This is a genomic window from Sphingobium sp. SJ10-10 (genome assembly GCF_036038995.2).
Classification (GTDB): domain Bacteria; phylum Pseudomonadota; class Alphaproteobacteria; order Sphingomonadales; family Sphingomonadaceae; genus Sphingobium.
In genome coordinates this window covers 111,462-134,753 of sequence record NZ_CP158133.1, presented here as the reverse complement: position 1 = coordinate 134,753, position 23,292 = coordinate 111,462, and the positions used below count along the sequence as shown (strand labels likewise).

Genomic DNA, 23,292 nt, shown 5'->3' with positions numbered 1-23,292 from the left:
ATATGCCATCAGAATTTGCTCCCTGCGCTGGGTTTGATGTCGAGGGTCACGCCCTCCTGGATGACCACCACCACCTCCTTGGCGGCGCCGACCTCGACGATGGGGCCAGCCTGGCGCGCAAGGTCGAGATAGAAATCGGTGAGCTTGTCGGAGGATTTGGAAAGGCCGCCGGCAATGCCGCTCTTTGCGGCATCGGTCGCATCGAGCGTGCGGACCGAACCCAGGGCGGAGGTGGAGAGGTCCCCGAAGCTGTTTTCGACTGAACTGGTAAAGCCGCTCACGGTCCCGGCGATGAAGGATCGGGCCAGCGCCGCGCCGGCGCGGGTCACGACCTTGCCCGAAAGCCCCTTCTTTCCATCGGTGTCGACGAAGAAGCCCTTGATGGGCTGATCGACGACGGACCGCTCGTCGAAATCGACGCAGGAGAGCGACACCAGCTGGACCTCGACCCGTTCCTTGGCGAGGCTGCCGGTGGCATTGCCGATGACAAAGCAGCCGGCAAGATTGGCTTTCACATCATTGGGCAGCACGGCGGGGGCCTGCACGCGGGCGATCAGCGGTTCCGGGTTCGAGGTCGCGTCCCGGCTGGCCAGTGCGTCGATCCCGGTCAGGAGCCGTGCCTTCATGAAACCAGGCGGTAAATAGATGGTCCGCGACTTTTTTCCGTTGCCGGACCCGGCGCCCTCCTTGTTTGCGGCGGGGATGATGGCGCTGGTGGCAGCGCCAATCGAACCGACGGTCTTCTCGACTGGGGGCGCGGGCGGCGCGGCCGGAGCGACCGGCGGTACAGGCGGCGGGATCGACCCCATCGCGCTGTCCAGCTCCGCGTCGCTGGGTGGCGGCGGGAAGGCCGGCAATGTGCCCGTCATGGCCGACGGCAGATCGCCACCATCGGTCGACGTGCCGCCGACCTTGCTGCCGGGCATGACCTTGCCCTCCTCGATCGCGGTGATGCGATCGCCCAGCAGGGATTGGCCGTCGAGCACCTTTTGCAGGTCACCGCGCAGCTTGGTTTCCAGACTATCACCGCGCAGGCCCGCGCCCATGTCCAGCTTCGAGGCTGCGGGCAGATCGGGCTTGTCGTCGGAGGAACCGCTGGACGCTGTGTAGAGACCATAGCCCAGGATCGCGACCGCTGCTCCCACGCCCACCTGCTTGGCGCGCAGTTTCTGTCTTGCCGACATGGCGCGCCAGTGGGTTTTCAGGTCGAGCAGGGCCGGGCCGCGAACGGCGCCCTGATCCTTTGCTTGCCCTTGCTTTCCGTCCCTGGCCTCATTTTGATCTTTCGGGGGGCGAGAAAAGCCTTTGATCGGGGCGCCAAGATCCTGCGGGGTTTCTTTCCCGCCTTGCTTCTTCTCGTTCATTGGTTTGCTCCCCGCCGTACGATGATGAGGCGGGCGGTCTCTCCGGCTTTGAGCGAAAGACGATCGGCGCTGACCGCAAAGACGCGGGCACCAAAGGCGCGGTCGAGGAACAGCCGCTCATCAAGGCCGAGGTCCGCGTCCGCTTCGACCCGATATTCCGATGCCGAAAGACCGGAACCCTCTATCTCGACCCGTCGGCGTTCGATGATTCGCGCGGCGGGAAGGGAGGGCAGCACGACCCGCTCGGCCTTGGGCGCGACGGCGGTGAAGCTCGCCGGGATACGGTCCTGGAGCATAGCGAGCGTGATCGAGACGGCGCGCTCCTCCTCGACCAGCGGCCCCAGCAATTCGTCATTGGCCTTGGCGCGCTGCGCGCTGCCCGGCACCAGGGTGACGGTCTGGGCGGGAATGTCCGAGGGCTCGGTATAGAGCGGATAGATGGCGCCATTGCAGGAAATGAAGAATTCGGACGGCGCGGTCACATAGCTGCGCGTGACGGCACCGGCGTCATCGACTTCCTTCACCAAGAATTTGATCCAGGCGTCCGCGCCGCCCTTCTCGACCGCGATCGCCTTTTCCGCCGAGAATTTGACGTCCTCGATCTCGCCGCCTGTACAGATCACATGATTGACGTCGCGGTTCGACAGCCGGATCGTGCTGGTCTGATCGGGCAGCGCGACGATGGACTGGGCGAAGACCGGCGCCGACGCGATCATGGCCAGCAGGGCGGCGGACGCGCGCAGGGGTTTACCGAAGCTCGGCATCGAATTTTTCCTCCGAAAGGCGGGTGATCCAGAAGCGGCCGTTCTCGACGCCGTAGCCGATGCGCAGCGTGCCCCGGAATTTGCGGATCACGCCGCCGATGATGCGGACCTTCTCGACCGGAACGATGATGTCCCTGTCGGTCCAGCTGACCGGCTGGTCGGGACGGATATAGGTGGCGATCGACAGGGTCGGGTTTTTGGAAAGCTCGTCCAGCACTGCGTTGAGGCTGTCGCGCATACTGTTATAGGCGTTCGGATGGACGATCGAGAGCAGCTCCTGGAACTGCGGATCTGCCGAATAGGCGGAATAGGTGCCCGAGAGCGCGACGATGTTGCGCGTCATGGTGCGCAGATAGTCCGTCGAGGGTTTCGAGCCCGTCACATAGAGATCGCCGCCCGTGCCAAAGGGCACGACCACGGTGCGCCGGTTCTGGTCGGTCGAATAGACCACCGCGCCCAGCACCGCCGTGATGCCGAACAGGCCCACAATCGCGAATTTGAGCAGGCGGTTCTCCTCGAAGAGATTGGAGGAGCCCTGGAGATAGCGGTGAATGCCGAAGCTTGGCGGTTTGCCAAGGAGTGGATCGACCTCGCGGCCAGTTCGGTTTGGGAAGAGCGACATGGCTTTAAGCCTCACTCATAAAAGCGGGTCTGGGTCGGACCCGGATAATGGCGAAAGCCAAGCAGGCCCCAGCGCCAGGCGAGATGCGGCAGAAAGCCGCGGGGTTTGCTGCGCTTCCAGGGGATGAAAAGGAGAAGGGCAAGGATGAGCGCCCATCCGATCAGCCCGCCGACGATGACGGCGACGAAGATGGTCGAGACCACCAGGATGAACTCGTCCGATCCGAACCATAGGATCTGGACCGGCCGATGCAGATACTGGGGCAGGCGTTCGTCCATTGTCCCTTCTCCTCCTGCTTCATCTCCCCGGCATGAGCTCGGGGTTTCCCGGGAGCCATCATTGGCTTCCAGGCTCGGGGGCGTGGGTTGCGTGAGAGTGTGGCGACCCGCGCCGATCAGTTCAGATGGTCATGCCGAAGGTCTGGAGGATCGAATCCGCCTTGATGAGGCAGACCGCCGCCACGATCGTCGGGATGCCGATCATGATGTTGGAAAAGAGGCGCGAGACGCCGAACAGGAAGGCCGCGACGCCGCCGACAAAGCCCAGCGGTCCCTTGACGCCCTGGTTCACGACGATGTCGTAAATGTCGTAGCCAAGGTCGCCGGCGGCGGGCGCCGTGAAAGCATGGGCGATCCCCGTGGCCGCAAATATGGCCAGGAGAGCGGCGATCGAATAGTCGGCAGCGGAAAGGCTGCGTCGTCCAAGGGCTTTGATCATGTCATACTCCATGTGCAAGAAGGAGCCGTCCGCTTGGGATATGTGCCGGCGAGGGACCTCGTAGGCTGCCGATGATCGTGTCGGACGGCTCCTGAGGGCCGCGATCGCCGGCATTCCGTTCCGCATGGTCCACGCGGGACGCCGCGCGGTCCAGGCAGCCGCCAGATAAGGGGAAGGGTTAGCGCTGCGCATGGGTGGACGCCTTCGCCGCATAGGCTTGTCCGAGAAACGCCTCGATCTCCGCCTGGTCGAAACCCGAGATGATCTTGCCGCCCACGATGAGGGTCGGCGTACCGCTGACGCCCACCTTTTTCACCAGTGCCGCGTCGGCTTCCACCTTGGCGCGACCTTCCGGGCATGTCAGCAGGGCAGGGGGCTTCGCGCCGGCATAGAGGGCCTTGAAGCTGGCCTCCCTGTCGGGCGCGCAGAGGATATGTTCCGCCTTGGTCGCGGCCTCGGGGTGGATGCCTGAGACGAAATAGACAAGGCGCCGCACGGGCTTTCCTTCCGCTGCCTTGGCCGTCCAGAAGCGATCGAGCGCGCGGCAATAGGGACAATCGGGATCGGTGAATTCGATCACCGAAGGCGCGTCCTTTGGGCCAATCTCCAGCGCCTGTTTGGGATCGATCGCGGCAAGCTGCCGCTGCGCTCGCGCATCCTGGGCCAGCGCCGTCACATTGACGCCGTTGCGGTCATAGACCGTCGCGAAAAGGATATGCTCGCTCTCCGGAGCATAATAGAGCATGCGGCTGCCCGCGCTTGCCTGGTAGATCGGCCCCTTGACCGGCGCTGGCTCGAACCCCTCGAACTGAAGGTTGGTGAAGCTCTGGCGGAGCTTCTGCTCGGCGTCCTGCGCCGCTTTTTGCAGCAGCTGCACATCGTCGGGCTTTGCCTGGGCTTGGGCGCCGCCGATGCTGACGCCTAGGAGCAGGGCCGCGCCGGCCGCCTGTGAGAAACTCATCCGGCGGCTCATTGCGTGCCTCCGCTGTTCTGCGTGATCGCGCGAGCAATATCGGCATCGATGCGGATGCTGCTGCCGACGGCCATTGCGCTGCCGGGCGGCGTGAATGCCGGTTCGGCAGCTGGGAGGGCAACGATCTGGAATGCGTCGCTCGCCTGAATGATGCGCAGTCGGTCGGGCAGATCCGTCGAAGGCAAGCGGAGTGGTTTTGCGCTCGCCGGGTTTGCGGCGAGCGCCAGGCTCAGGCAGGCGCCAAGGACAGGCGGAGATTGGACCATGACGGTACTCCAGGCAAGCGGCAAATCCTCTCGGACGCCTTTTTTTGAGGGCGGGATCGGTGGGCGGAAGCTCTGTACAAATTGCCGGAACATGCTTCCCAGTCATCGACCGTGAGACGAGTTGTTCACAGCTTGAAAAGGCGCGCAAGGGGCAGGGCACTGTTGTGCCGATTGCGGCATTCATCTTCCGGAAGCGGCATATAAATGCCGCTTTCCTTGTCAAAAATCGGCTTTATTCTCCGTTCGGGTCGTCATCATCATGAGTACCAACCTCGAATCGGATGAGGGAGACATCATGACAGAACGCCAATCGAGAACGTACAAACTATGCCTTTCGCCTGAGGGCACCGATCTCTTCCTGGTTTGCCATGCACGTCTGGCAAAACTCGCGAACAGCCTGATTTCCTATGGCTCGACACTGTATGTAGCCATATTGATCGCGGAAGCGTCGGATGCATCGGAGATTGCTGCCGAACTCGAACTCCCCCATTTGCGACGGCTGATCGGGAAAAGGGAGCATTTTGTCGGGGCGTCCGATCGATTGCAGCGAATCGCGGGCAAGATCAGCGATCGCCTGGAAAGATCGGATCATCTTGGCGATCGGCCAACAAAGAACGCCCTTTATGCAGCCTGTATCGCGCTCATGGCCGCCAGCGAGGACAAGACCCTGCGAGCGGCGTATAGCCGAATGAGCGATCTTCTGGCAGATAAGTGAGCAGGATCAGGCTTTGGTCATCGAAGAGCCTGACGGTAATTGCTCCCAAAATGAGAACGATAATATTTGACGCACCGAGGGTTTCACACAACAAGTTGAAACAGTCGGAATGTGCATGGAAGCTTTGAGGAACATTCAGGGAGAACCTGATGATGTCGACTCAGAGCAGGCGGCCGGGTAGCCGCGCCGCTATTCTAGCCGAGGTCAAACAGATCTCGGGCCGCCGCATCGAGGAAAGGCGGCGGGACAAGCGCATGACGCAGAAGCAGCTGGCAGCCCAGGTTGGGATGGGTGAACGCTGGCTCCGGGAAGTCGAATCGGGAAGTCCCAAGTCCCGGCTCGACGACCATTTGCGGTGCGCGCACGGTCTTGGATTGTCGGCATCGCATCTCCTCTTGCCAATGTTGTTTCTGGAGCATCAGATGCACTTTCCACGACAGATTTTCGATGAGGACATGCATGAACTGGAGGCTGGATGCATCGAGTTTATTGCGAGCTATCGTCTGAAACCATTCCTCCGTTCAATCCCGATTCCACTTACGGATGAGGGCATCGACAGGGAGGCCTGAGCGCCATGTCGCCCGATGCTGTTACGGCCGATCGCGTCTATCGCGAATTGAAGCGGCAAATCATGGTAGGAGAATTGCGCCCAGGAGCAGTTCTTATACTGAGCCAGATTGCTGATAGCGCTGGAACCAGTGTCTCTCCGGTACGCGACGCAATATTGCGCATGGTCGGCGAACGTCTTCTCGAGATGCAAGGCGGAGGGGGATTTGCCGTTCCTCCTCTCACGCATGACCGCATAAGCTGTTTTTATGCCTGGCACGGCGATCTTCTTCGTATCATTGTTCGCGCTATCAATGACCCCATCGAGATCGGCGAGTTTCCGGTCTATGATCAAGGTAAGACAAGCGATGAACATCATCATCTGGCGAACCTGGCTGATGAGCTCTTCGCGTCATTGGCGGCATGTTCGCATAATCCGGAACATCTCCACGCTGTCCTTGCCCTGGAAGCGCGGCTGCACTTGATTCGGATCCATGAAAATGTGCTGCCGCGATGTCTTTCCGAGTTGGAATCCCTATGGAATCTCGTGCGTTCGAGGAACAAACATTCCATCAGAACGGCCCTTTGGCATTATCATCGCCGACGTTTGTTGAACGTAGAGACGATTTTTTCGGCCATGATGAAGAATGGATTCATAGAATGAGAACGGAAATCCGTATCATTCAGCTATTATCGTGGCGAGAATCACAATCACTCTGCAATGTCCAGCATATATGTTGTCAAATTGGGAACGTATATGGTCGGCCGTTTCTTCATCCTGCCCTAAAATCATCAGGCCGCAATCAAGCGGTATCTGAAGGAAGCAATCATGGAACGTGACTTCGAACGGAATGAAGCGCTGATCGACCTCGGATCGGCTGTCGAGCAGACCAAGGGGATCGAGGGCAAGGCGCGCGATGTGGACCAGTCGCCCCTGACCGGCATGGGTATATTGGACGAGTGATCCGACCCGGGAGGGCACACATAGGCTATGCGTGCCCTCCCATCACGATCCGAGGTGGCGATGACTTACGCTTTGCGAGAGAATTTGCATTTTTCTGATCTTGGTCAGCATATCATCTTTCTGGATGTGTCGTCTGGCCGGTATTTCACGATTCCTTCGACCTGGAATCGGGCATTTCGTACTATCGTTCGGGGAGAGAACGGCTCCATCAACCTGCGCGAGGTGCAGCGGCTGCGAGATGCCCGGCTAATCGAGCCATCGGAGAAAGCCGCGGAGGAATCCCTTCGCGCAGTACCCATAATGCCGATCAGATCCCTTCTCGACGAGCGACCCCAACGAGCAAGCAGCTATTTGACCGCGCGCGTGGCCTGGTCGCAGTGGCAGGCTTGCCGGGACTTGCGGCATCATGGCATGCATTGCCTCGCAAAGGAGGTCGCCGCATCGCCGGTGAAGGCCTGTGAACCTCTGAGGGCTGGCGAAATCGCGAACCGCCTGGGATGGGCTTTCGCGCAATCGGCTTTTATCATGACCGGGGCGGACCAATGCCTCGTTCGGTCTCTTGCCCTTGCAAGACTGCTGCGCCGTCGCAATATTGCTGCCTCGCTCGTGCTTGGCGTTACGGCCAGCCCATTTTCCGCTCATGCCTGGGTCCAGCGAGGGGATCTCCTTCTGAACGATCGGGTTGAGCGGATTCGGACGTTCAGTCCGATAGTGAGCCTGTGATGGCGGCGCGCTATCTCATCGCCAGCATCGATTGTTCGGACCGGCGGCGTACCATTGCCGCGTCTGTCGGTCGCCGGGGACTGAAGCTTGCCTGGCAATCCGACCAACTCATGCTCTTCCTGTCGAACGACACGCCTGTGCAGATTGTCGAAGGGGTGAACCTCATCGGCATCGGGCGCATTTTTTCGCAAACTGACTTCCGGCCGATGGACCTCGCGAAATGGACCGATGGCAATGAGCGAACGGCCCCTCTGTCCGATCTGCTCGAGCAGGGATGGGGGCAATATGTCGCGGTGAAGCATGGAAACGAAGGCGCACAGATCCTGCGCGATCCTTCAGGCGGCTTGCCCTGCTACCATGTGAGCCGGGACGGCTGCCACGCGGCGGCATCGGATGTCGGATTGCTCGTTGCCGCAGGCTTGTTGCGCGCCGCGGTCAATTATGACTATATTCTCCATCAGTTCCGATATCCCAATCAGCGATCCCCCTCGACGGCATTGGTCGGTGCAAGGGAATTGCTGCCGGGATTCGTGCTGGATTGGCAGGGAGCGATGGCGACGGAAACATCGCTATGGTCACCATGGAAGCATGCCGCCCGCAGATTTGAAGGGGGCCTGGATCAGGCGGCGCTTCGCTTGCGGGACATCACCGAAAAATGCATCAAAGCTTTGGGCCGATCCACGGCAAGCCCTATCTTGATCGGTGTCTCTGGGGGACTCGATTCATCGATCATCGCCGCGGCACTGCGCGAGGTCGAATTTGGCGCCCATGGTATCAGCATTGCGACCAGTCACCCCGATGGCGATGAACGTAGCTATGCGCGCGGGGTATGCCTGAGGCTTGGCTTGCCCTTCGACAGCGCACTCTATGCTGCCCGGCATGTCGATCCGGCGCGTCCCAGCGCCGCGCATCAGGCGCGGCCCACGGGCGAACCCTTTCTCCAGAGCTATGACCATATCCTCCTTGAGCTTGCGCGCGCTGTGGGAAGCAAGACCCTGTTTCGTGGGAATGGCGGTGATGCGGTATTCTGCTTCATGCAGAATGTGACGCCAATTCTGGACCGTTGGGAAACGCGGGGCGCTCGCGGCGGCCTGCTACAAACCCTCGCCGATGTTTGCCGCATGACCGACAGCAGCATTCCGCAGGTGCTGTCCGCCCTCCGCCGCAAGAGGGGTAGTTCGCCGGCGGCCATCGCCATGAAGATAGAAGACCGATTCCTGGTCGCGCGCGATGCGAGCCGGGAAATGTTCGACGCGCATCCCTGGTTTGATGCGCCGGCGGGTCTTGCTCGTGGCCGCATCATCCATGGTATATGGGCGACGCGGGTGCAGCGGTTCACCGAGGGCTATGCGCGGGACGATGAACTGGAACTGGTCTGTCCGCTATTGTCTCAGCCCATTGTCGAATTCTGCCTTTCCATTCCCAGCTGGCTCTGGATTTCGGGCGGGATCAACCGAGCGGTTGCCCGCCAGGCCTATCGCCAGATTCTTGGCGATGATAATATGCGCCGGGTCCGGAAGGGCGGTCCGTCCGCTTTTTGTATTGAACTGCTCGATACCTACCGAAGCCAATATCGGGACATGCTGCTGGATGGTCTGCTGGCGGAGCATCATGTGATCGATCGCGAAGCGGTGTCGGCCTATCTGGCCTATGAGGGGCCGCAGCGCGATGATGACTATCTGCGCCTGCTGGCGCTCGCGGATGCGGAGGCCTGGGCCCGGCATTGGACCGGTGCGGCGACGTCTCCCCTCGCGCGAGAAAGCACAGTCGATGGCGCGATGTCGGCTGGTAGCCATTTGGCGGCAAGCGAAGAGGGATGATCCGGCATCAACCAATGTTCGAACCAGGCGATATTCCTGTAATAGACGGCGAGACGATGGCGCGGTTGCCATTTGACATGATGCTCGCCAGGAAAGACGTAGAGCGCGCTGGGAATGCCCTTGTCTTGCAAGGCGGCGAGAGGTTCCAGTGCCCCCAGATATTCATCATCGGAAAGCTGCATGAGGACCGGCGTGCGAAGACGCGCGGCATTCCTTACCAGCGAATAGCAATTCCAGAAATCCGGTGCCATCTCCTCCATCCGGGGATAGCCGGACGCGACATAGCTGTTCGCACCGGCCGGGCCGGCGAGAGGCAGGAAGGTGCCCGGCTCCTCGAAGGAACTGCTGACGGAAGCTGCCGCGAACCTGTCGCTGTTGACCAACGCATATTGGATGTTCCTTGTGCCGTCGCTGAGGCCAGCAATGCCCACTCTCGCGGGATCGGCAATCCCTTGCGTGACAAGCTGATCGGTGATGGTTTCGAGCGATGAGAGGACACTGCGCAAATCCGACCATCCCTCCAGATTATGCCGGAACAATTCATCACCATCCTTCGCGGGGCGAGCGAACCCGGTGAAGCGCGGTCGTTCGAAACTCAATACCGCAAAACCGCGCGCTGCGAGCGGCTGGATCGGATATTCGTCGCCCGTGCCGCCGCGCAGGAATCCGCGACTGTCATATTGGACGATGATGAGGGGGAGCCGTCGCTTCCCGTCATAGTCGGGCGGCAAGACGAGATCGCCGAAGGTTTGGACGCCAAAGGCATTGCGCCATTTCAGGCGGCGGGTGGGTCCGAACGTCAACGCCCTGAACTCCGGATTGAGGTCGACCACCGGCTCCAGATGCCCGTCAAGACCGGCGAACACAAGCCGGCTCGGCTGGTTGGAGGCTTCATGAAGGCATAGCAGCTGCTCACCCACCAGTTCGCAGCTTGCCAACATATCGTCTGTCACGAACAGCCTAACCGGTCTCCTGGCAGGGCCTGGTTTCCATCGGTACAGACCGAGCTGGCTGTTACCCCAGCCTTCCCGGCGCAGGAAAAGGAGGCTCGAGCCGCCCACTGGCCACCATAGGCCTACGATGCCCTCGCAAGTGTCAAAGCGGCAATTGAACTGCTCTCCCGATGCAAGCACGACATGGAGATCAAATTGGGGCATGTAGCCGCTCGATGGCCGAATGGCGGTCCAGGCGCGTGCGCCGCCTGGGCCGTGCGCGAAGAGATTGGCGCCGACCGGTTTTGCTCTGTCGTTCTGCAGTTGCAGCAGATTGATTTCCTCGTGCGTGGCGGGACGGGCCGCCCTGGATACGACATCGATTGCAAGATAGGCGCGATCGATGGGGGCATAAGGAAAGGGCCGGGGGCTTGCCTTGGGAACGAACCGGGCATCATAATGAAAGCCGGCCTCGCCCTCTTCGTCGATCTGCTGCTGGATCTTGCGATAATCCGGCCGGCTCGCGAAAATGATCGTCGTTCCATCGGGCGACCACCCCAGATCCTCTATGTCGTCCAGCGAAGAGGAAAGCTGCTCGGCGCCTTGGCCGTCTGCCCGGGCGCGCCATATCTGTGTCACGCCATTGATGCGTTTGAGATAGGCAATCCAGCGACTATCGGGCGACCAATGTGGCGTGATGAGCTGGGGTACCCCAGTGGGGAAACGGGTAATGCCGGTCCGCTCGATCGTCATCCGGATGAGTTCGCCGCCTCTGTCCATCGCGATCAGTCTATGCGCGCCGTTGAGGGCTGTGACGAACATGCCGAGGCAATAGGCACTCGCCGTCCGATCGACGCGACGGATTTGAAAGGCGACCAATTTCCCGTTTGGCGAAACGGTTATCGCCCCGTGCCTGGAGACGGCCGCGGCGGCGGGCAGTCCTACATCCCGCAGTCGAAGCAGCTTCTCTGGCGTGATCGCCTGCTGGGTGTCTGTTTCGTGGGAGACGGCATCCGGTTTCAGATCGCTGCAATCCGCCGGCACGTCGGCAAGGGCGGGCGTGCCGGCGGCAAAGGCCAGCGCTGCTGTCGAAAGCGTCAGACCCTTGATCGCGCGGATCATTGAAACCTCTTCGTCACCGTTAGGCTGATGAAGCGCCCCACTGCGGAATAGTTGGTGGAGTCGAAGGTCGGATAGTAGCGAGCTGTCGTCTGGATCCGATCCGGCTTGTCGTTGAAGATATTGAGTGCTGCAGCGCTGATTTCGATTCCGTTGAGGATACCGCTGTCATCGGAGGTGCGGTATCGCGCGGACATGTCGACGGTGGTCATGCCGTCGATCGATGAGGCGGCCATCAGCCGTTGATCCTTGATTCCGCCGATATAATTGCCGAATATCCCCAGGCTGAAACCGCCATGAGACCAGTCCGCGCCCCCTCGCGCGCGCCAATGCGGCGGGAAAAACAAGGTGCCGGCCGCATCGACCGCGGCGGATACGGGAGTGACTTTCCGGCGGCTCTCGAGATAGGTCAGATTTCCCGTCAGATGGATCATATCCCCAGCGGCCAATCTGACAGAATAGCTTATGTCGAGATCGATCCCTTTCGCTGTCTGCTGGGCGATATTGACGTATCGGCTGTCGACGATAGCCGCCACATTGTCGATATTGAAAGGCGCGTCGGTGAGGTTCGTAAGACCTGTGGGAGATCCCGATATGAAAGCTTCGATGAGTGCCTCGGTGGGACTAAGGTTGACCAGGGACTGATAGGCGGGGTTGGACAATAGACCGGTCGTCGAGGCGATCGGCGTGGCGATCCTGTTCTTGTAACGGATGTGGAAGAGGCTTGTGCTCATCTTAAGCCCAGGCAGCGCGGCCGGATGTATCTCAAACGTCGCGGCCATTGTGGTGGCCCGCTCGGGCCTGAGATCAGCATTGCCACCAGAGATGTAGAGCGCCGTAGCTGAAGCGGGGTAGGCACTGCCGCCAAAATCACTGATCGGCACCAACTGCGCCGTATAATCGAGAAACTGTTGGTAGAGCGTCGGTGTCTTGAACGAGCGGCCCCATGAAAATTTGAGATTGATATCTTTCGACGGGGCGTAGACGAGTCCCAATTTGGGCGTCGTGACATGCCCCATTCCGCCCGAATAGCTTTCATAGCGCGCTGCGGCGCTGAGAGACAGCGCATGAATGAAATCAATGTCCTGCTCTGGCGCCACGATCGGAATGGCGGCTTCGCCAAAGAGGTAATAGCTGCTGCGATTTTTTGAAAATTGTACCGTAGGCGTTGTCCCGGTCGCTCTTTCCGTCTGGAGATCGGCGATCAGCCTGTTCGATCGGTAGCCGCCACCGAGGGCGAGTCGCAAGTCGCCAGCCGGCAGATCGACGAGTGCGCCCTCCAGGTTCATCTCCAATATGCGGGACTTGTTGGTATAGCTGCCGACCGAGGCGAAATTCAGCAGACCTGCTGTGTAGAGGCGCGAGTTGATTTCAAGCTTGTCCTGTGCTGCGGTACCCATGAATGTGGCGAGCCAGTCGGCGGGCAGCTTCCATTCTATTTTTGGGGATATTGACCAGGATTGGTTCCGCGGTGTCCGGCGATATCCTCGATCCCGATAATCGTTGCTGATAAGCGGCTGAATGGTGATGGAATGACGATTGCTGAAAAGCGCGTCGGTGCTGATGGTGAGGTGGTCGGTGGGTTCCCAATATCCGGTCGCCACTATGCTATGCTGTCTCATGGCCGGGAGAATGGTCGTGTTGGGAAAGGCGTTGTTGGTGAATGAACGGTCGCCGGCCTTTATGGCCGTGCTGCGGTCATAGCTATAGGTGAACATGAAGCCGAGATTGCGTCCGGTCTTTCCCGCCACCACGCTATATTGCTGCTGCTCGTCGCCGCCATCGGTTGCCGCGCCCAATCGGGCGGATGCCTCCATTCCATCATAGCTGCGCTTGAGGATGATATTGGCGACGCCAGCGACCGCGTCCGAACCGTAAACGGCAGAAGCACCATCGGTGATGATTTCCACGCGATCGACCGCGCCCAGGGGAATGGAGGAAATATCGATGGCCTGCGCCACGCCATTATAGGCGATGCGTCGGCCATTCAGTAGTGTCAGCGTGGCATCGGGACCAAGTCCGCGAAGATTGAGGCTGGAAGCGGAGCTTACATTCTCGTTACTGATACCTCCCACGCCGACCGTGACCCCGGGATTTTGCCCGCCGGCAAAGCTTTGAGGCAGGCTGCGGGCGAAATCGCCGAGATTGGAAAGTCCGGCTGTGCGAATATCATCCTGTGTCCTGGTCATCACGGGCGACGCGCTTGCGCCACCGCGAATGCGCGACCCGGTGACGATGATATTATTTTCCGCCGTGCCGTTTATCGCCTCCCGCGATGGTTCGCCTCGCCCCCGAACGAAGATCGAACCGTTGCGGACTTCCGCTATGAGGTCGCTGCCCTCGACAAGGAGGCTGACAGCCTCGCTGACTGTATAGGCGCCCTTGAGGGCTTTTGCCTGCTTGCCCCGAAGTGCTCTTGAATCCGCTATCAGTTGATAGCCGTCCTTGCGGGCAACGGCACGAAGCGCATATTTCAGATCCTGCGCCGGAAGATCATAGGATCGCTTTTCGCTGTCCTGAGCCAGGACATGCGGACTTATCGCGACCAGGGCGGTCGCTGCGCCAATCAGAAATCCCGTCTTGCCGAAACCCATGATGCTTCCCCCATCATTTTCGCTGCGCCCTTCTTGGACAGGGCAAACGGGAAAAGACGGGGGAAGGAAAAGTTGAAGCTGGCTTGGCTAAAATTTATTTGGTGATGATCAATTTTCCTGGATGGGAACGATCGATCCTCGCCTCCAGGAATGCGGCAATTGCCTCCGCCACGGCGTCAATGTCGCGGATGTGAACCGAGCCGAATATCTCCCGGCTGCCAAGCCCTGGATCAGCGAGCACGATCTGCGTCGTGCTGTAACTGTTGGCTTCGGCGATTACCTCGCTGATCGGAACATCATCTAGATCTTTCACGCCGCTGACCCATTGCTCGTCGGTAGGTTTTGCGGACATGACAGAAGGCGACATGGCTTGTCCATCAAGGAAGGCTAATTGCTCCCCGGGATGGAGACGAAAGAGTCGCTCGGAGCGAGCACTGGAACGCCATCCATGCACCTTCACGTCGGCGCTTCCTTCAAGGAGATGAATGGCGATACGATGGCCATAGGTCACATCGAATATCGTGCCGGGGGACAGGATTTCATTCTGGCCGAAGCGCACGATGAACGGTCGCGCGGCATCATGCGCGATCCTGAACCTTGCCCGCCCGCGTTCCAGGCTTACAACACGTTGCTCCGCCGAGAGATCGACATTGATGCTCGTTCCGGTGTCGAGGATGAGCGTCGATCCATCCTCCAGCCGGACTTCGCGTACTTCGCCGATCCTCGTTGCGAGCTTGCCGCCGCCCAGAGCATCCGTGCGCGCGAATGGGGCGTAGAAGAACATCATGACCAGGGCGGCGGTGATCAGGGTCATGACGGTTGCCGCGGCAAGCGCAGGCCGCCATCCTGGCATTTGCGCGACGCCCTTCTCGACATGCATGGGCGCAACGGCCGCGGCGCCGGCTGCGACGCCGACGCTGGCCGACAATTTTTCATAGAAATGTTGACGGCCATCCTTGGCTGCCATCCACCGGCGGAGACCCGCGCGATGCCTGTCAGGGTCGCATTGCATTTTCATAAGCCATCGCGAAGCGGCACGGCGATCCCACCATGAGAGTTTATTCATGATCGCCTCCCATATTGGCGGCGATATGCCGGATGGCCTTCAACATATGCTTTTGCACCCTCCACAAGGGGAGCCTCAGATCAGTCGCTATCTCCCGATAGCTATAGCCTTCGACACGATTGAGAAGGAAAATTTCCAGGGTGCGCGGCGGCAGTTGCCGCAAGATCGCTCGCCAGCGCTGGATCTCCTGCCGCGCCTCGACTTCACGATGCGGGTCGATGTCGTTGGATTTGTGCAATCCTTCGTCGAGGGATACCGACAGCTGCGACAGGCGCGTCGATCCCCGTTCGGCGCGATCCCGCAGCATGTTCGTGGCGATGCGGGTGATATAGGCCCGCGGGGTTACCACCGCGACCGGAGGCGTGGCGCCCAGGAACCTAGTCATTACTTCCTGCGCCATATCGTCAGCATCCGAGCGATTTCCCAGCTTTTGCAGGAAATAGCGAAGGAGACGGGGCTTTTCCCGCCGGTACACGTCTGCAAAATCATGGGTGGGAGGGGCTGCGCTATTTGCGTCGTCATCGTCGAGGGACGCGCGTCGTTGGGGAGAGACGCTCATGACGGCATTCTCATCATATGCGCACCGCATCGCAGGAATGGCTTCCCGCAGCGGTCGTCGTGAAAGGGAAATATTCCCGGATTAGACCGGTCCCGCGCCGGTCGTGATTGGCCCTGGCTCATTCGTCGCACCTATGTCCACTCGGGGCGACGGCCTAAGCCGGATGTTGGAAACCTGTCTGGAACAGGCGCATGCGCCTTTACCGTTGCCGGTTGGACATGCGCGCATGCCACCCGGCCCCAGAAATCTGTGACCGAGCAATCCAGAAGGGTTTCCACGCCCCACTTCCGTTCTTTTCCCGGAAGCGGGCCTAGTTTGCGCGATTAACGCCTTGAAGCAAGCTCGAATTTGTCGGGTGGTGTATAATACACCATTTCTGCTCACGGTGGCTAGCGCAGCGCCGCTAAGCCTGTTTTTCGCCAGTACCGTGAGTATGAGTGATGTCATTCCAAACGGGATCAGTCCGGCCGCTCGGCAACGCGCCGTTCATCGCCGTTAAATGCCGAAATTTACCATTCCCGATCCGGAAATTCGTCTGCGATCCCGCATTCCAAAATAATAGATACACACCGTGTATCTTTCATGGTAGGGAGAGGTTTAAAGGATCAAGGGCATGCCACGTACCACCGCCTCCTCGGAAACGCCACTTCAGGCCGTCAATCTGCGTGTTCGAAAGGACACGCAGTCCCTGATCGATCGGGCGGCAAACATGCTTGGCCGCACGCGCTCCGACTTCATGATTGCTGCGTCCAGGAAGGCTGCCGAGGATGCCATCCTCGACCAACGTGTCATTTCTGTATCGTCCGAAGCCTATGGCGAGTTTTTGGCCATGCTCGACCGCCCCGCGCAAGCGAATGAGCAGCTTCGCAAAACCATGCAGACGCCCGCGCCCTGGGAGTCCCAGTGACGCTCATCGCTCCGGTGCCGCTCGATGACGGTCATCTGCTTGACGAATTCACCTCCGGCACGGCTTCGCTTGACGATTGGCTAAGGCGCCGCGCGCGTGCCAATCATGAAAGCGGAGCCAGCAGAACTTTCGTCCTGTGCGATGACGCGCGCGTCATCGCCTATTATTCGCTGGCCTCCAGTTCGATCGCCTGTGCGGAGGCCGTAGGCCGCTTCCGCCGAAATATGCCAGATCCCATTCCGGTTATAACTCTGGCTCGTTTGGCGATCGACCAGTCCATACACGGCAAAGGTTTTGGAAGGGCTCTCATCCGCGACGCCGGCCGCCGGGTGATTGCCGCCGCTGACCTTGTCGGCGTCCGTGGCATGATCGTCCATGCAATCAGTGATGACGCGAAGCAATTTTACTTGGCGTGCGGTTTCCTGCAATCACCCACCAACGAGATGACGCTCATGATCCCGCTTTCCGATTTGAAAGCGGCTGCCTGATCGTTCCCAACCATGCACGATATTTGCGGTTCATGGAATTGGATCATTGAAGACCGATACTCTCAGACTTCCTCGCTGGGGTCCTGGATTTCGAGATGGATTCGCCATCCCTCAAAGGTCATGAGCATGCGACCAAATTGCTCCCAACTCACCTCCCGCCCATCGATGATCAGCACCGGCATATAATCGGCGGATTCTGGGTCGCAAGTGAGTTGGCCTCGGACGGTCGTTCCCGAAATGGACAAACCCAGATCGCCTTCGACCAGGTAGGTCGTGGCAAGATCATGCCGCATCCGTTCGAGCAGGCGCGTCATGAGATCAAGCGGATCGGCGTCTGCGGCGCCATGCACCTGGAATTCGTAGCCTTCCCGTCTTCCGCCTTTGACTTCGACAGCCTCAAGCGACAGCATCATGCCAAGGAGCCGCAGCACAAAATGGAACCGATGCCCGGCCCCGTTCGCATCGAGCAATTCCATTGGCAGGAAGGCGATATGGGTGAAGGTCAGCCCGTTCCGGCGGGCGACCTCCTCGTGCAGCGGCTGCAAAGATCCCGGTAACCGGCCTCGAGGCTCCCGAAATGCGTTATTTCGAAGTCTGGAACGCCGCTATGGCATTCGTCGCATGATATGCGCGGCATCATTCTCCGCTCAACTCCTGCCTGTCTCATCTGGATGGGTATCGCGGGTCCAGGTCAAGCCAACATCGTCGCACCATCGGCACATGGCCGCTTCGACCGCGCGTTCTTCATAGGCATACCATCTTTCAAGCACGGCCTTCGCCTCGAGCAGATTTTTGAAACGCCTGTAGGCGCCTTTCCGGCTGAAAATGTCCCGTACGTCCATCTGTGCTTCTGGCAGTTCCTCGGCGGCGAATGCGAGCGCCAGCTTTTTCCCAAGGTCGAGGTCGCGTCGATGGGGCACCAGGATATAGCCTGCGGCCTCCGGATCGTCAGGCAACTCCGCCGCATCGTCCATGTCGACGCTGTCGGCCAGAAAAAGGATGCGGCCCGATTGCCTGCAAATATAGGCGTGATGTTCGTCATATTGGGAAGTGCTGACAAATTCGAGCGCGTCGATGAGATCGCTCAGCAGAATAGGCACTGTCTGACGATTTTCCGGTGTCATGTGCACGACTCGCCAATCAAAGACCGAGAACATTTTATCTTCGGGAAATGTTGGCACATCGTGGCGAACGAAACGAGCTCAAACAAGATTGAAGGGCGCGCTGTATGGAACTGCGTCCGGCGCCAATTCCTCCGTTCTTCGACATGCCGTGGACGGCATTCACTCGGGAAACAGCACGCTTCGTAGCCTCTCTACGAGGGCGTGGCGCCGTTCGGGGGAGAGTTTGCCGAGATTGTGCATTTTCCACTTCACTGCGGGCAGAGTCGATGCGTTGGGCACGTCCAGTAACGACCAATCCGGTTCCCCCTGTTTGAAGCCGATCAGGAAATGCCGGTGCGCATCTGGCATGGCCGCGATCATCGTGCCGATCATCGCCTCGCGCGCCTCGATGAGGGCGTCGAGGGCTATCGGTTCGCGCGTCATACCATCGAAGCCGCGCGCGAATTCCTCTTCGAGCGGTTTCCGTGTAGGGGCGAGGATCTCCGACAGGGGGCGATCATGGCTGATGGTGTAGACGATGAATGCGCGGCGTAGCGCATCGTCGACGCCGCTGCCCGCGAGTAGTTCGCGGACATCGAACAGGTCGCGGGGGTGTTGGCGGTCCAGCGCCGCGACGAGTTTTCCTGCATAGAGATCGGCGAGGGAGACGACTTGCATGCGCGCAAAGCCGAAGGCATCCTCGACGGGAGAGGTGACGGAGGTTTCGGTGGGGTCATAGACCGTACCGCGCAGGACGGGTGTCACCTCGATCTTGATCTGTGCGTTGTCCAGCCGGACGACCAGTTTGGTGATCACATTTTCTGCGCGCAGTCGGCTCGGTGTCACGTGAGCGCCCCGGATGCCCTTTTCGATGCGATCGGCGATACGTGCCATGGCCGTGTCGATCTCCGCGAGCGACGTGGCCCGGTCGGCTATCGGCAGATATGCAAGGTCGATATCCACTGAGAGGCGAGGCAAGTCTTTTACGAACAGGTTGATCGCCGTGCCGCCCTTGAGCGCAAAATCATTTTTAGTCGCAACGAACGGGATCGCGCGCACGAGCAGGGCGACCTGATCGCGATATTGGTCAAGATAGGCCATCAAGGTCTCCCGGAACGGTGATGAGATAGGTCGGATCAAGCTTGCCGCCCTTGACCAGCAAGCGTTTGCCGGAACCCAAATCGACGGCCTTCTTGTCGAGGCCATCCAGCCATGCATGGCGGTGACGGTCGGCAAAGAAAAAGAACAGGCGCTTTACCTTGACGCTCCGGCAGCTTTCGAGAAGCGGCTGCAGGTGGCGAGGGCTAAGGTTGGTGAGCCCCTCCATCAGCATATCGACCTGATGGAAGCTTTCGTGGGTGGGTAACTCGTCGAGCAATTCGAGTATGGCGCGCTCCCGCGAGGACAGGCGCAGCGGCCATTGCATTGTGCCAGCGGTTGCCATGAAGCCGCCGGGCAGCAGCGAATCCGTGTTTTCAGGGGGCGCCGAAGCCGGCGCCAGTTCGGGACTATCCGGGAAAAGGCGGCGGCTGTTATGCCAGCGAAACAGGATGTCGAGCGGCAGTGCCTCAAGCCAGCCCGGAGCCTTTCGCGGACCATAGAGATGCACTTCGCGCCGTTCACCCAGATAGTGGGCATAGCCCTGCTCCTCGAGCGCGGTGCGGCCGCCCACAGTCAGAGGGTAATCCATGAACGATTGGAGGGATGTGACGACCTGTTGCCAGGTGGGCTGGCCGGAAGCTCGGCGATAAACGCGCGGCGCGGGTTGATGCAGCCAGCCCCGTTTGACGTATTGGCTACGCAGCGATGACGAATAGCCATGGCGTTCAAGCCACGCGGCATCAACCAGCACGCTTTCGGGAAGCTGCTGTAGACGGTTTAGCTTTCTTTCGGAAGAATAAGCCATACTTGGTATTTTGGAATATTTTTAAACCGAAGTCTAGTTTGAAAATCATTCATTTTAGAAAGTTTAACTTAGCAAAATATGGATATATCAAACTGCGATTACACACCCGCTCCCATGTGCCTGTCATCCCGGGGCGGCCGCAACGAGCGTCGATGATACCCGACCATGTGAAGCGGTTGGAGAATTGCTACTCCATGGTGAGCAACTCGGTGGATTACGAGGCTAAGTCGTGCTCCCGGACCGCGGCTTCCACCATCGCTGCCAAAACCTCTTCGGCTCGCGCGCGCAGGCTGTTGTCCTTTGCGCCAAGATCGTGCCGAATCCATTCGGGCGCCCGCTGCAGCACTGTCAGCACAATTTTTGCCAGCTCTTCGTTCATCGCCACCGCTATGCTTCGGGAAACCGGGAGGGGCAAGAGCCGATCCTGATGTAATCCCGAGTTGACTGTCTCTGGCCGTTCGTTGAATTCGTCCCCTTTCCATGCAATATCATCTCCATTAAACGAGGTGATCCTATGGTATGGCCGACAACCGGCAATTCTATCGACCTGAATGAAGCGCTTCGCGCGCGCATCATGGCGAGCGCCGAACGTTTGCTGAAGGTTATGCCGGTCGCCGCCAAGAAGATCGCCATCGAAAGCGTCGATCTGCCCGAATTCATCCTCAACCTGGCGCGAGGCATTCCCGCCACCCAGGTCGATAACCCGGACATTGTCGAGGAACTCGGCCGGACAATCACTTTCAAGCGGCAGATGATGGAGGCGGCTGGACAGGCCCTCAGCGCGGAGTCGGTCCGCAAGCTGCTCGGCCACAAGACCGTCCAGGCGGTTTACAAGGCTGCGCGCGAGCGCCGCCTGCTCATGCTGGACGACGGGGGTGTGAAGCTGTTCTCGAGCTTTCAATTCGACGGCAACAGCGTTCGGCCCGCCATCCCACAGCTTCTTGCTGCAGCGCCCCGATCAAGTGGATGGGCGATCCTCCAGTTTCTGGTTGGGGGAGAACCGGCATTCGACGGCAGGCGCCGGATCGACCTGATCAGAGGCAAGCCCGAGGAAATCGACCGCGTGGTTCGTTTCGCCCGCACGCTCGACGACTGAGCCATGGCGAAAACGTGCATGCCGCAACTCACTATTGCGGCCAACAAAATCCTTCACCGCGTTCATGGCGCTTTTGGTCGGACGGGCTGACCGGACCGGGCCGCTCCGCCATGTCATAAGGGCGAGGTGTGACAGATGCCGATCAGCCGGTCGAGCAGGCTGTTCATCTTATCAACGCCACCTTCCGTCATCTCGACGCCGATGCAGCGGCGATCGCGGTCGGACAACTCCCGCATGAGCAGGCCCTGCCGCTCCATTTCCACAACCCTGCGCTGCGCCGTCGACGGCGAAACATGCGCGACCATATACAGGGACCAAAGATAGACGCCTCGATTTTCGTGCCGCGCGAGATACAGATCGAGGAGCATGTCCCAGATCGGGCTGGGACAAAATTCATAGCCGAGCGCGTCGCCAACGGCATTCCGCATATCGATAAGCCTGCGGCACATCGCCGTTCTGCGGTTTATTGGCATCATCTGCGTCATTTGCGCACTCCCTTCCCGTGGAAGCTGAATTCCCATTTCATGACGAATTGTTGGTGCGTGCTGATGGTGCCGCGTGGGGCTGGGGCGATACCCAGCCAGGGCGCCGGAACCTACATCAGACCAGCTTTACGAAAGCTCACATATCCATCTCGGCAGATCACCAGATGGTCATGAACCGTGACGGCGAGCGGTTGCGCCGCGGCCATCATCTGTTGCGTTAAATTCCGGTCGGCCCGTGACGGCTCAGCGGTTCCGGCTGGGTGATTGTGCACCAGGATGATGGCCGTGGCGCCAATTTCGAGGCAGCGCTTCATCACCTCTCGCGGATAGAGATGGACTCGGGACACGGTTCCAATTCCCAGTATCTCATCCGCCAGCAACTCATTGGCTGCGTTCAGAAATATGACCCGAAACTGTTCGATCGGTTCGAACGCCATGGCCATGCGGAGATAATCGAGCAGCGCCCTCTCATTCGACATGACGCGCCTTTGTTGGATTCGACCGTGCAGGATTTGGTTCATGGCCTTTCGCAGGCATTGAATGGTCCGTTCCACCTCGGGCACGCCATCCAGGATTGCGGTTCTGTCTGCCGTGCGCGCTGCTACTGCGTCGCCCAGCGAACCGAAGCGATCCACCAGCCGATTGGACAGTTCATTCGCGCGACCCGGGCAGGTAAGCCTGATCAGCTCTTCCAGGGTTTGTCGACATTCCGCTGTCTCATGCGTTTTCCGTGCCGCCATGTCCCCACCACCAAAAATAATTGCGCGAACCAGCTCCAGAAGCCGACCGCATCGATATAGGCCTTGGGAACGATGTTCGGCATCGCTCCCCGCACGGCATGAACAATCACTTCCGCCAGCAGCAATCCCGCGATTCCGAGCGGCCAGAATCTCGTGCTTCGGACTGAAAGCCATAGAAAAATGCCCAGCATTGCAAAGTCCGTCAAAAGCAGACCCGGCTCAATGTGACGAAACCGCCCGCCAAACGGATCAACGACGATCACGGATAGGCAGGCGCCGCCGAAGAGGGTGGCCGCCCCGATCCTTTCGGGTCGGCCGCCCCTCATCATTGCATAGAGGCAGCTCAGGATCAGCAGCAGTAGAAATCCAGATTGTCGTGTCATAACAGTATGAAAAGCACATAACTGCTTCCACCCGTCAACCGCTGCCGCCCGCTGGGATCATGCCGCCCGCAGATGGCGACCCTCTGGGGGCTGCTGCTTGTGCTCGGCCTTGAACAGGTCGCCATAGCCCACCTCTGCTAGCCCGACATCGTCGTTGGTCTGTTTGAGATTGGCGTGGGTCGTGATGATCTCCTGCCGCGTCTGGGCGATCAGCATGACAGCCGATGCCGAACTGACGAGCGCATTCTGGCCGATGGCTGCTGCAAAGCGGGCATCCAGCCTGGCAATCGGCAGGGCGGCGTTGAGCTCTGCAATCCTGGCTGCCGCGATGTCGATGGCCTCTTCGGCGGCAAAGAGTTTTCCGGCCACGGATTTGGCGATGGTTTGACGTTGTGAGCGCATGATTTCTCCTTCCCGCGTCCGGACGGAGCGGGTCGTTG

The 23,292-nt window shown here is 59.7% G+C and carries 28 protein-coding genes and 1 pseudogene; 9 read left to right on the top strand and 20 right to left on the bottom strand.

Annotated elements, in window-relative coordinates; all coding sequences use genetic code 11:
• Nucleotides 1-8: 8 nt before the first annotated feature.
• From VVT58_RS16355 to VVT58_RS16325, 7 genes are all read right to left on the bottom strand, one after another.
• Nucleotides 9-1,364, bottom strand: a complete 1,356-nt coding sequence (locus VVT58_RS16355) for a TraB/VirB10 family protein (RefSeq protein WP_169575775.1) — start codon at nucleotides 1,362-1,364, stop codon at nucleotides 9-11.
• A complete protein-coding gene (locus tag VVT58_RS16350) occupies nucleotides 1,361-2,128 on the bottom strand; it encodes a type-F conjugative transfer system secretin TraK (RefSeq protein WP_066563279.1) in 768 nt (255 codons plus the stop codon). Before VVT58_RS16350 ends, VVT58_RS16355 begins: the two co-directional genes overlap by 4 nt.
• Complete coding sequence (locus tag VVT58_RS16345; protein WP_066563273.1) at nucleotides 2,112-2,750, bottom strand: TraE/TraK family type IV conjugative transfer system protein; 639 nt, start codon at nucleotides 2,748-2,750, stop codon at nucleotides 2,112-2,114. Before VVT58_RS16345 ends, VVT58_RS16350 begins: the two co-directional genes overlap by 17 nt.
• Nucleotides 2,751-2,761: 11 nt before the next feature.
• Nucleotides 2,762-3,028: a type IV conjugative transfer system protein TraL gene (locus VVT58_RS16340; protein ID WP_066563270.1), complete on the bottom strand. Its 267-nt coding sequence runs from the start codon at nucleotides 3,026-3,028 to the stop codon at nucleotides 2,762-2,764.
• A 121-nt stretch (nucleotides 3,029-3,149) separates the two neighbouring features.
• Nucleotides 3,150-3,467: a hypothetical protein gene (locus tag VVT58_RS16335; protein WP_066563974.1), complete on the bottom strand. Its 318-nt coding sequence runs from the start codon at nucleotides 3,465-3,467 to the stop codon at nucleotides 3,150-3,152.
• A gap of 178 nt (nucleotides 3,468-3,645) precedes the next feature.
• Nucleotides 3,646-4,428 (bottom strand): DsbC family protein, encoded by a 783-nt coding sequence (locus tag VVT58_RS16330; protein ID WP_082749197.1) that lies wholly within the window; start codon nucleotides 4,426-4,428, stop codon nucleotides 3,646-3,648.
• A gap of 8 nt (nucleotides 4,429-4,436) precedes the next feature.
• Nucleotides 4,437-4,799: a hypothetical protein gene (locus tag VVT58_RS16325; protein ID WP_327752432.1), complete on the bottom strand. Its 363-nt coding sequence runs from the start codon at nucleotides 4,797-4,799 to the stop codon at nucleotides 4,437-4,439.
• 166 nt (nucleotides 4,800-4,965) lie between these two features.
• Here VVT58_RS16325 and VVT58_RS16320 point away from each other — a divergent pair, with 166 nt between their 5' ends.
• From VVT58_RS16320 to VVT58_RS16295, 6 genes and pseudogenes are all read left to right on the top strand, one after another.
• Entirely contained in the window at nucleotides 4,966-5,421 is a 456-nt protein-coding gene (locus VVT58_RS16320; protein ID WP_082749159.1) for a hypothetical protein, read from the top strand.
• Between the two features lie 149 nt (nucleotides 5,422-5,570).
• Nucleotides 5,571-5,990 (top strand): helix-turn-helix domain-containing protein, encoded by a 420-nt coding sequence (locus tag VVT58_RS16315; protein ID WP_066563261.1) that lies wholly within the window; start codon nucleotides 5,571-5,573, stop codon nucleotides 5,988-5,990.
• Between the two features lie 5 nt (nucleotides 5,991-5,995).
• Nucleotides 5,996-6,631 (top strand): GntR family transcriptional regulator, encoded by a 636-nt coding sequence (locus VVT58_RS16310; protein ID WP_082749158.1) that lies wholly within the window; start codon nucleotides 5,996-5,998, stop codon nucleotides 6,629-6,631.
• A gap of 165 nt (nucleotides 6,632-6,796) precedes the next feature.
• A complete protein-coding gene (locus tag VVT58_RS16305; RefSeq protein WP_140404536.1) occupies nucleotides 6,797-6,931 on the top strand; it encodes a benenodin family lasso peptide in 135 nt (44 codons plus the stop codon).
• Nucleotides 6,932-6,991: 60 nt separating this feature from the next.
• Nucleotides 6,992-7,654, top strand: a complete 663-nt coding sequence (locus VVT58_RS16300; protein ID WP_066563250.1) for a lasso peptide biosynthesis B2 protein — start codon at nucleotides 6,992-6,994, stop codon at nucleotides 7,652-7,654.
• Nucleotides 7,654-9,315: pseudogene (locus VVT58_RS16295) on the top strand (asparagine synthase-related protein); the annotation flags it as partial. The gene VVT58_RS16300 and the pseudogene VVT58_RS16295, both read left to right, overlap by 1 nt.
• A gap of 14 nt (nucleotides 9,316-9,329) precedes the next feature.
• Here VVT58_RS16295 and VVT58_RS16290 read toward each other — a convergent pair.
• The 4 genes from VVT58_RS16290 to VVT58_RS16275 form a co-directional block, all read right to left on the bottom strand.
• A complete protein-coding gene (locus VVT58_RS16290; protein WP_066563248.1) occupies nucleotides 9,330-11,528 on the bottom strand; it encodes an Atxe2 family lasso peptide isopeptidase in 2,199 nt (732 codons plus the stop codon).
• Nucleotides 11,525-14,119 carry a TonB-dependent receptor gene (locus tag VVT58_RS16285; RefSeq protein WP_087574120.1) on the bottom strand — a complete coding sequence of 865 codons (2,595 nt, stop codon included), beginning with the start codon at nucleotides 14,117-14,119 and terminating at the stop codon, nucleotides 11,525-11,527. The genes VVT58_RS16290 and VVT58_RS16285 overlap by 4 nt, the downstream gene beginning before the upstream one ends.
• A 94-nt stretch (nucleotides 14,120-14,213) precedes the next feature.
• A complete protein-coding gene (locus tag VVT58_RS16280; protein ID WP_066563242.1) occupies nucleotides 14,214-15,086 on the bottom strand; it encodes a FecR family protein in 873 nt (290 codons plus the stop codon).
• 91 nt (nucleotides 15,087-15,177) lie between these two features.
• Nucleotides 15,178-15,744, bottom strand: coding sequence for an RNA polymerase sigma factor (locus tag VVT58_RS16275; protein ID WP_082749196.1), 567 nt, complete (start codon nucleotides 15,742-15,744; stop codon nucleotides 15,178-15,180).
• Nucleotides 15,745-16,357: 613 nt separating this feature from the next.
• On the opposite strand from VVT58_RS16275, the gene VVT58_RS16270 reads away from it, so the two are divergent.
• Both VVT58_RS16270 and VVT58_RS16265 read left to right on the top strand, forming a co-directional pair.
• Nucleotides 16,358-16,651 carry a DUF1778 domain-containing protein gene (locus VVT58_RS16270; protein WP_066563239.1) on the top strand — a complete coding sequence of 98 codons (294 nt, stop codon included), beginning with the start codon at nucleotides 16,358-16,360 and terminating at the stop codon, nucleotides 16,649-16,651.
• Nucleotides 16,648-17,139, top strand: coding sequence for a GNAT family N-acetyltransferase (locus VVT58_RS16265; RefSeq protein ID WP_066563237.1), 492 nt, complete (start codon nucleotides 16,648-16,650; stop codon nucleotides 17,137-17,139). The genes VVT58_RS16270 and VVT58_RS16265 overlap by 4 nt, the downstream gene beginning before the upstream one ends.
• Nucleotides 17,140-17,201: 62 nt before the next feature.
• Here the strand turns inward: VVT58_RS16265 and VVT58_RS16260 are convergent, their stop codons facing one another.
• From VVT58_RS16260 to VVT58_RS16240, 5 genes are all read right to left on the bottom strand, one after another.
• Nucleotides 17,202-17,684, bottom strand: a complete 483-nt coding sequence (locus VVT58_RS16260; protein ID WP_066563235.1) for a hypothetical protein — start codon at nucleotides 17,682-17,684, stop codon at nucleotides 17,202-17,204.
• A 102-nt stretch (nucleotides 17,685-17,786) separates the two neighbouring features.
• Nucleotides 17,787-18,320 (bottom strand): UPF0158 family protein, encoded by a 534-nt coding sequence (locus tag VVT58_RS16255; RefSeq protein ID WP_140404537.1) that lies wholly within the window; start codon nucleotides 18,318-18,320, stop codon nucleotides 17,787-17,789.
• A 102-nt stretch (nucleotides 18,321-18,422) separates the two neighbouring features.
• A complete protein-coding gene (locus VVT58_RS16250) occupies nucleotides 18,423-19,343 on the bottom strand; it encodes a nucleotidyl transferase AbiEii/AbiGii toxin family protein (protein ID WP_327752434.1) in 921 nt (306 codons plus the stop codon).
• Nucleotides 19,330-20,148 carry a type IV toxin-antitoxin system AbiEi family antitoxin gene (locus tag VVT58_RS16245; RefSeq protein WP_082749152.1) on the bottom strand — a complete coding sequence of 273 codons (819 nt, stop codon included), beginning with the start codon at nucleotides 20,146-20,148 and terminating at the stop codon, nucleotides 19,330-19,332. The genes VVT58_RS16250 and VVT58_RS16245 overlap by 14 nt, the downstream gene beginning before the upstream one ends.
• A gap of 214 nt (nucleotides 20,149-20,362) precedes the next feature.
• Complete coding sequence (locus VVT58_RS16240; protein ID WP_169575789.1) at nucleotides 20,363-20,527, bottom strand: DUF6771 family protein; 165 nt, start codon at nucleotides 20,525-20,527, stop codon at nucleotides 20,363-20,365.
• A 135-nt stretch (nucleotides 20,528-20,662) separates the two neighbouring features.
• Between VVT58_RS16240 and VVT58_RS16235 the strand changes: the two genes are divergently transcribed.
• The gene (locus VVT58_RS16235; RefSeq protein WP_066563223.1) at nucleotides 20,663-21,244 is read left to right on the top strand and encodes a hypothetical protein; all 582 of its coding nucleotides are present in this window, start codon (nucleotides 20,663-20,665) and stop codon (nucleotides 21,242-21,244) included.
• A gap of 113 nt (nucleotides 21,245-21,357) precedes the next feature.
• Here the strand turns inward: VVT58_RS16235 and VVT58_RS16230 are convergent, their stop codons facing one another.
• The 4 genes from VVT58_RS16230 to VVT58_RS16215 form a co-directional block, all read right to left on the bottom strand.
• Complete coding sequence (locus VVT58_RS16230; RefSeq protein WP_145907680.1) at nucleotides 21,358-21,729, bottom strand: MarR family transcriptional regulator; 372 nt, start codon at nucleotides 21,727-21,729, stop codon at nucleotides 21,358-21,360.
• Nucleotides 21,730-21,839: 110 nt separating this feature from the next.
• Nucleotides 21,840-22,469: a RadC family protein gene (locus VVT58_RS16225; protein ID WP_082749149.1), complete on the bottom strand. Its 630-nt coding sequence runs from the start codon at nucleotides 22,467-22,469 to the stop codon at nucleotides 21,840-21,842.
• A complete protein-coding gene (locus VVT58_RS16220; protein ID WP_102999815.1) occupies nucleotides 22,412-22,852 on the bottom strand; it encodes a hypothetical protein in 441 nt (146 codons plus the stop codon). Before VVT58_RS16220 ends, VVT58_RS16225 begins: the two co-directional genes overlap by 58 nt.
• A 57-nt stretch (nucleotides 22,853-22,909) precedes the next feature.
• Nucleotides 22,910-23,254, bottom strand: coding sequence for a hypothetical protein (locus tag VVT58_RS16215; protein ID WP_066563214.1), 345 nt, complete (start codon nucleotides 23,252-23,254; stop codon nucleotides 22,910-22,912).
• Nucleotides 23,255-23,292: the final 38 nt, after the last annotated feature.

Bases quoted from the DNA above. Each gene is read 5' to 3' on its own strand.
- VVT58_RS16355 (WP_169575775.1), bottom strand. From the start codon at position 1,364: ATGAACGAGAAGAAGCAAGGCGGGAAAGAAACCCCGCAGGATCTTGGC.
- VVT58_RS16350 (WP_066563279.1), bottom strand. From the start codon at position 2,128: ATGCCGAGCTTCGGTAAACCCCTGCGCGCGTCCGCCGCCCTGCTGGCC.
- VVT58_RS16345 (WP_066563273.1), bottom strand. From the start codon at position 2,750: ATGTCGCTCTTCCCAAACCGAACTGGCCGCGAGGTCGATCCACTCCTT.
- VVT58_RS16340 (WP_066563270.1), bottom strand. From the start codon at position 3,028: ATGGACGAACGCCTGCCCCAGTATCTGCATCGGCCGGTCCAGATCCTA.
- VVT58_RS16335 (WP_066563974.1), bottom strand. From the start codon at position 3,467: ATGATCAAAGCCCTTGGACGACGCAGCCTTTCCGCTGCCGACTATTCG.
- VVT58_RS16330 (WP_082749197.1), bottom strand. From the start codon at position 4,428: ATGAGTTTCTCACAGGCGGCCGGCGCGGCCCTGCTCCTAGGCGTCAGC.
- VVT58_RS16325 (WP_327752432.1), bottom strand. From the start codon at position 4,799: ATGTTCCGGCAATTTGTACAGAGCTTCCGCCCACCGATCCCGCCCTCA.
- VVT58_RS16320 (WP_082749159.1), top strand. From the start codon at position 4,966: ATGAGTACCAACCTCGAATCGGATGAGGGAGACATCATGACAGAACGC.
- VVT58_RS16315 (WP_066563261.1), top strand. From the start codon at position 5,571: ATGATGTCGACTCAGAGCAGGCGGCCGGGTAGCCGCGCCGCTATTCTA.
- VVT58_RS16310 (WP_082749158.1), top strand. From the start codon at position 5,996: ATGTCGCCCGATGCTGTTACGGCCGATCGCGTCTATCGCGAATTGAAG.
- VVT58_RS16305 (WP_140404536.1), top strand. From the start codon at position 6,797: ATGGAACGTGACTTCGAACGGAATGAAGCGCTGATCGACCTCGGATCG.
- VVT58_RS16300 (WP_066563250.1), top strand. From the start codon at position 6,992: ATGACTTACGCTTTGCGAGAGAATTTGCATTTTTCTGATCTTGGTCAG.
- VVT58_RS16290 (WP_066563248.1), bottom strand. From the start codon at position 11,528: ATGATCCGCGCGATCAAGGGTCTGACGCTTTCGACAGCAGCGCTGGCC.
- VVT58_RS16285 (WP_087574120.1), bottom strand. From the start codon at position 14,119: ATGGGTTTCGGCAAGACGGGATTTCTGATTGGCGCAGCGACCGCCCTG.
- VVT58_RS16280 (WP_066563242.1), bottom strand. From the start codon at position 15,086: ATGGCAGCCAAGGATGGCCGTCAACATTTCTATGAAAAATTGTCGGCC.
- VVT58_RS16275 (WP_082749196.1), bottom strand. From the start codon at position 15,744: ATGAGCGTCTCTCCCCAACGACGCGCGTCCCTCGACGATGACGACGCA.
- VVT58_RS16270 (WP_066563239.1), top strand. From the start codon at position 16,358: ATGCCACGTACCACCGCCTCCTCGGAAACGCCACTTCAGGCCGTCAAT.
- VVT58_RS16250 (WP_327752434.1), bottom strand. From the start codon at position 19,343: ATGGCCTATCTTGACCAATATCGCGATCAGGTCGCCCTGCTCGTGCGC.
- VVT58_RS16245 (WP_082749152.1), bottom strand. From the start codon at position 20,148: ATGGCTTATTCTTCCGAAAGAAAGCTAAACCGTCTACAGCAGCTTCCC.
- VVT58_RS16240 (WP_169575789.1), bottom strand. From the start codon at position 20,527: ATGAACGAAGAGCTGGCAAAAATTGTGCTGACAGTGCTGCAGCGGGCG.
- VVT58_RS16235 (WP_066563223.1), top strand. From the start codon at position 20,663: ATGGTATGGCCGACAACCGGCAATTCTATCGACCTGAATGAAGCGCTT.
- VVT58_RS16230 (WP_145907680.1), bottom strand. From the start codon at position 21,729: ATGACGCAGATGATGCCAATAAACCGCAGAACGGCGATGTGCCGCAGG.
- VVT58_RS16225 (WP_082749149.1), bottom strand. From the start codon at position 22,469: ATGGCGGCACGGAAAACGCATGAGACAGCGGAATGTCGACAAACCCTG.
- VVT58_RS16220 (WP_102999815.1), bottom strand. From the start codon at position 22,852: ATGACACGACAATCTGGATTTCTACTGCTGCTGATCCTGAGCTGCCTC.
- VVT58_RS16215 (WP_066563214.1), bottom strand. From the start codon at position 23,254: ATGCGCTCACAACGTCAAACCATCGCCAAATCCGTGGCCGGAAAACTC.